The organism is Nodosilinea sp. LEGE 07088, assembly GCF_015207395.1.
GTDB lineage: Bacteria > Cyanobacteriota > Cyanobacteriia > Phormidesmidales > Phormidesmidaceae > Nodosilinea.
Genome location: NZ_JADEWX010000290.1, coordinates 1 through 4,404, shown reverse-complemented (window position 1 = coordinate 4,404; position 4,404 = coordinate 1). Strand labels below are relative to the sequence as shown.

General features: G+C 58.0%; 6 protein-coding genes. 4 read left to right on the top strand and 2 right to left on the bottom strand.

Annotated elements, in window-relative coordinates:
• The first annotated feature begins 23 nt into the window (after positions 1–23).
• A complete protein-coding gene (locus tag IQ254_RS29905) occupies positions 24–533 on the top strand; it encodes a TIGR02652 family protein (protein ID WP_193969785.1) in 510 nt (169 codons plus the stop codon).
• Positions 534–543: 10 nt separating this feature from the next.
• Positions 544–1,611, top strand: coding sequence for a WD40 repeat domain-containing protein (locus IQ254_RS29900; RefSeq protein ID WP_193969784.1), 1,068 nt, complete (start codon positions 544–546; stop codon positions 1,609–1,611).
• A gap of 66 nt (positions 1,612–1,677) precedes the next feature.
• Here the strand turns inward: IQ254_RS29900 and IQ254_RS29895 are convergent, their stop codons facing one another.
• Positions 1,678–1,821, bottom strand: a complete 144-nt coding sequence (locus IQ254_RS29895; protein WP_193969783.1) for a chlorophyll a/b-binding protein — start codon at positions 1,819–1,821, stop codon at positions 1,678–1,680.
• A 97-nt stretch (positions 1,822–1,918) separates the two neighbouring features.
• Positions 1,919–2,221: a membrane protein insertion efficiency factor YidD gene (gene yidD / locus IQ254_RS29890; protein WP_193969782.1), complete on the bottom strand. Its 303-nt coding sequence runs from the start codon at positions 2,219–2,221 to the stop codon at positions 1,919–1,921.
• A gap of 125 nt (positions 2,222–2,346) precedes the next feature.
• On the opposite strand from yidD, the gene IQ254_RS29885 reads away from it, so the two are divergent.
• Both IQ254_RS29885 and IQ254_RS29880 read left to right on the top strand, forming a co-directional pair.
• The gene (locus tag IQ254_RS29885; RefSeq protein ID WP_193969781.1) at positions 2,347–3,141 is read left to right on the top strand and encodes a nickel/cobalt transporter; all 795 of its coding nucleotides are present in this window, start codon (positions 2,347–2,349) and stop codon (positions 3,139–3,141) included.
• Between the two features lie 118 nt (positions 3,142–3,259).
• On the top strand, positions 3,260–4,384 hold the full coding sequence (locus IQ254_RS29880) for an NAD(P)/FAD-dependent oxidoreductase (protein WP_193969780.1): 1,125 nt from the start codon (positions 3,260–3,262) through the stop codon (positions 4,382–4,384).
• Positions 4,385–4,404: the final 20 nt, after the last annotated feature.

Here is a 4,404-nt window from a genome sequence, read left to right as displayed (position 1 = left end):
CTCTTCACCCCCTCCCTTTCCCCATGCCACACCCCGCCATCGACTACCCCGCCTTTGGCCCAGAGATTCGGTGCCCCCACTGCCACCGCACCATTTCGGCCCTATTTCTCACCGATACCTACCTGTGCCCCAGGCATGGTGCCTTTGAAGTTAGCCCCAAGGGCGAGTTGATCCATGTACCCTCGGGCCGTTGCTGGCACCAGTGGGAGGGTCTCTGGTATCGGCAACACATTCACATTGATGGCCTGCGGTTTGAGATTGGCGAAGCCCTCGACCAACTGTCTCGCCAGGGCCGCAGGGCTACCCAAATCACCATTGCCCAGCGCTATCAAACCCTCTTCGAGGGCGGCCTGGGCCGAGAGTCGCCCTCCATTAAGCGGCTATATCCCCTTGGGCACAAGCTGTTTGGCATTCCCCTATTGTTTAGCCCTACGCCCCAGGTAGACCTCCGCTGGACGAGCGTGAACTTTGAACTCACCACCGTCGTAGATACGGCTGCCCAACTCAGCTATCCCCGATTTAGAACCCGCTAATTGCCCAGCTATGGCCCTTTCTCCGCAACCCTTGGTAGAGCTTAGTGCCCAGCACGCCCTGACAGACTACGTCACCGCTCTGACCTGGTCACCGGTCGGCAATACTCTGGCGATCGCCAGTGGCAGTGGCGAGGTATCGCTACTGCGCAACTTCCTGGCCGTGCCGCTGCAATCGGGCAGTGGCCTCTCGATCGATGCCCTTGGCTTCTCTGGCGATGGCCAATGGCTGGCGGCCGCAGGGCAAAGGGGCGACGTTACCCTTTGGCAGATGAACAGCGAGTCGCCCCACGAGGTAGATAGCCTAGAATGCGGCTCTGCCTGGGTTGACCGACTGCAATGGCACCCCCAGGAGAACTGGCTGGCTTTCAACCGGGGAAAGACCGTCCAAATTTGGGATGCCGATCGCGCTGAAATCATAGCCAGCTTAGTGCTGCCCGGCCATGTTCAAGATTTAGGCTGGTCTCCCAATGGTGAGCATTTCGCTGTCTCGGCCCAGCAGCAGGTTCATATTTGGGCGGTAACCCAGTGGCAAAAGCCCCGCTACCAATGGGAGCTGCTGTCTGCCAGTCGACACTTAAAATGGTCGCCGGAGGGAGCGTACTTGGCCTCAGCTAACCAAGACAACAGCGTGGGCGTGCTGACCTGGGCTCAGGTACATCGTTTGCGGCAGACGCCGGTTGCCCCGACAGACTTACCGACGCTGCTTCAGGGGTTTCCAGGCAAAGTGCGCCAGCTGGCCTGGGCCGACATTCCCGATGCCGATAAATCTCCGATTTTAGCGGCGGCGACCCGCGACCTGGTGGTGATGGGGATGCTGGTGCCAGAAGAGGACTGGGAAAGCTGGCCGCTGGATCTGCATAACGGCACTGTACTGGACGTGGCCTTTCAGCCCAAGACGGGCCTGCTGGCTTCTCTATCAGAGGATGGCTGGATTGTTTTGTGGCACGCCGCTGTGAACGCAGCCCAAATTTTGGAGGGAGCTAAAGGGGGCTTTTCTGCCCTGGCCTGGCATCCTGGGGGGCAGCATTTGGCCGCTGGGGGGCAGCAGGGGGAGGTGCTGGTGTGGTCAATGGTGTAGATGAAACCTAAAAGCCGGGGTGCGTTTGCACACCCCGGCTAAAAAACTGAGACTTGGCTCAGTGACTTACATCAGGCCAATTTGAGACAGAATGCCCTGCCCGGTCAAAAACTCGGTAGCAACCCCAATCACAAAACCCAGCATGGCCAGGCGACCGTTCCAGGTTTCGGCAAAGTTAACAAACCCAAACTTGCTTTCGCTGTTTTCCATGACCGTTAATCTCCGAGTGTGTAAGGGCTTCACTTTTTCAAGCCTTCTTTACAAAGATTAACACAGAAATCTCGGTCTGACTAGGCCGGGCAGGATATTAGCGATCGCGCGACCGCTTGAGTGTCTCGGCCTGGGCAGATTTCTCGATGGCGCGATTCAGGGGCATCGTGTCCACTGTCCAGAGCACCTCTGGTACAGGGTCGTACCCCCCCGGATGAAAGGGGTGGCACCGCAGAATGCGGCGGATCGCCAGCCAGCTTCCTTTTAATGCTCCGTAGCGGGCGATCGCATCCAGAGCATACTGCGAGCAGGTCGGGGTAAACCGACAGGTGGGCGGCAGCAGCGGCGACAGAACTATCCGATAGCCTTGAATCAGCCGGGTCAGCAAGGTTTGGAGCATGGTTTAGAGAGGCTTGAGCAATGCTGGCACAGTAGGACTGGACAAGAGTTTGATAATGATTATCATTCTAGCAGTTAAGTTCACAGTACTTATCGCTGCTCGGTTCTAAACCAGAGACTATCACCATGGCCCCATTCCCAGTGCTAACGCCGACTCTGGCTCACCTGGAAACCGCTAATTCACTGACCCAGCTTTTAACTGCTCAGCCCAGCCCAGGGGCGATCGCCGCCGGAATTGCGATCGCCTTTGGCTTTGGTGCTGTTCATGCCCTGTCCCCCGGCCACGGCAAAACCCTGGTGGGCGCTTATCTGGTGGGCAGTCGCGGCACCCCAGGGGCGGCGCTGTGGCTGGGCATTGCCACCACGGTGACCCACACGGTGACGGTGTTTGCGCTGGGGGTGGCCACGCTGGTGGCTTCGCAGTACGTCGTTCTCGACCAGGTATATCCCATTTTGGGGGCGCTCAGCGGGGTAGCGATTTGCCTGGTGGGCCTCAGGTTGCTGGCGGTGAGGCTGTGGTCTGGTGCTCACCACCATCACCACGATCATGACCACCACGATCACGATCATTATCACCACGATCATCACCATCACCATGCCCCAGAGGACTGGCGATCGCTCCTGGCCATTGGCATTTCGGGTGGGTTGGTGCCCTGCCCATCGGCCCTGGTGTTGCTGCTGAGTGCGATCGCGCTGCACCAAATCGCCTATGGGTTGGTGCTTGTCGGCGGCTTTAGTCTGGGTCTGGCATCGGTGCTCACGACCCTGGGGTTAGCCGCCGTTTATGGACAACAGTGGCTGGAAAACTCCCCCTTTGGAGCTGGAGTGATGCATCGGCTGTCAGCGGTCAGCGCTTTCGGCACGGTCTGCATCGGCATCGGTCTGACAATGGTGTCGTTAAAGGCTGGTGGGTTGGGGTGATGGGATGGGCGCAGTGCCCTATTCCATCAGACATGAACCTGAAACCTGTTTCGTTTCCTAGACAAGAGGGTTGATAATGATTATCATTCCAAAAATCTCGTCACCCGGATAAATCAGCGTGAGCCTATCCCAAACGAATCAGTCCTATGACGTTGTGATCGTGGGTGCCGGAGCCGCAGGCATCGGCTGTGGTGTCGTGCTCAAAGACCTGGGGCTAGAGCGCTTCACCCTTTTAGAAAGACACCAGGTCGGAGCCTCCTTTAGCCGCTGGCCTGACGAAATGAGCTTCATCACGCCATCATTCCCTAGCCATGGGTTTGGCCTGCTCGACCTGAATTCTGTGACCTTGAAGACTTCGCCTGCGATCGCCTTTCGCCGCGAACACATCAGCGGCAAGCAGTACGCGCTGTACTTGCAGACCGTGGCCGATCATTTTGAGCTGCCAATTCAGACCGAAGTCGATGTGCAAACCGTTGAGCCCTTGCCCCAAGGCGGCTTTACCCTGCACACCAGCAGCGGTGAAATGTCTACCCAGTTTGTGATTTGGGCGGCTGGGGAATATCAATATCCCCATCTCAATCCCTTTCCAGGGGCAGAGCACTGCCTCCACAACTCCCAAATTCGGTCGTGGACGGATCTAGAGGGCGACGAATTCATTATCATTGGTGGCTACGAAAGCGGCATGGATGCAGCGGCTAATCTGGTCGCCCTGGGCAAGAAAGTCAGCGTGCTCGATCGCACCGGGGCCTGGGCCGATCCTGACACAGATCCCAGCGTATCCCTATCGCCCTACACCCTACAGCGCCTGGAATTTGTCCGTCGCACTGGCCGCCTGGACTTGGTGGGTGACGCCCCCATTGAAGCAGTCAAACCCATCCCCGGTGGCTACGCCGTCTACAGCGAATACCAGAAGTGGGTGACAGCCCATCCCCCGATTCTCTGCACCGGTTTTGACACCAGCTTGAAACAGATTGCACACCTATTCGACTGGTCCGAAGGCTACGCTGCCCTTACAGAAAACGACGAATCTACCCTCACCCCTGGCCTCTTTGTGAGCGGGCCTTCCGTGCGCCACGGGGATTTGATTTTCTGCTTTATCTACAAATTCCGCCAGCGCTTTGCCGTCATCGCCAACGCGATCGCCTATCGCCTCGGTCTCGACCCCACCCCCCTCGAAGCCTACCGTCAGGCTGGACTCTTCCTCGATGACCTCTCCTGCTGCAGCAACGACTGCATTTGTTAGCGACTTCCCATCATGCCCAC

Bases quoted from the DNA above. Each gene is read 5' to 3' on its own strand.
- IQ254_RS29905 (WP_193969785.1), top strand. From the start codon at position 24: ATGCCACACCCCGCCATCGACTACCCCGCCTTTGGCCCAGAGATTCGG.
- IQ254_RS29900 (WP_193969784.1), top strand. From the start codon at position 544: ATGGCCCTTTCTCCGCAACCCTTGGTAGAGCTTAGTGCCCAGCACGCC.
- IQ254_RS29895 (WP_193969783.1), bottom strand. From the start codon at position 1,821: ATGGAAAACAGCGAAAGCAAGTTTGGGTTTGTTAACTTTGCCGAAACC.
- yidD (WP_193969782.1), bottom strand. From the start codon at position 2,221: ATGCTCCAAACCTTGCTGACCCGGCTGATTCAAGGCTATCGGATAGTT.
- IQ254_RS29885 (WP_193969781.1), top strand. From the start codon at position 2,347: ATGGCCCCATTCCCAGTGCTAACGCCGACTCTGGCTCACCTGGAAACC.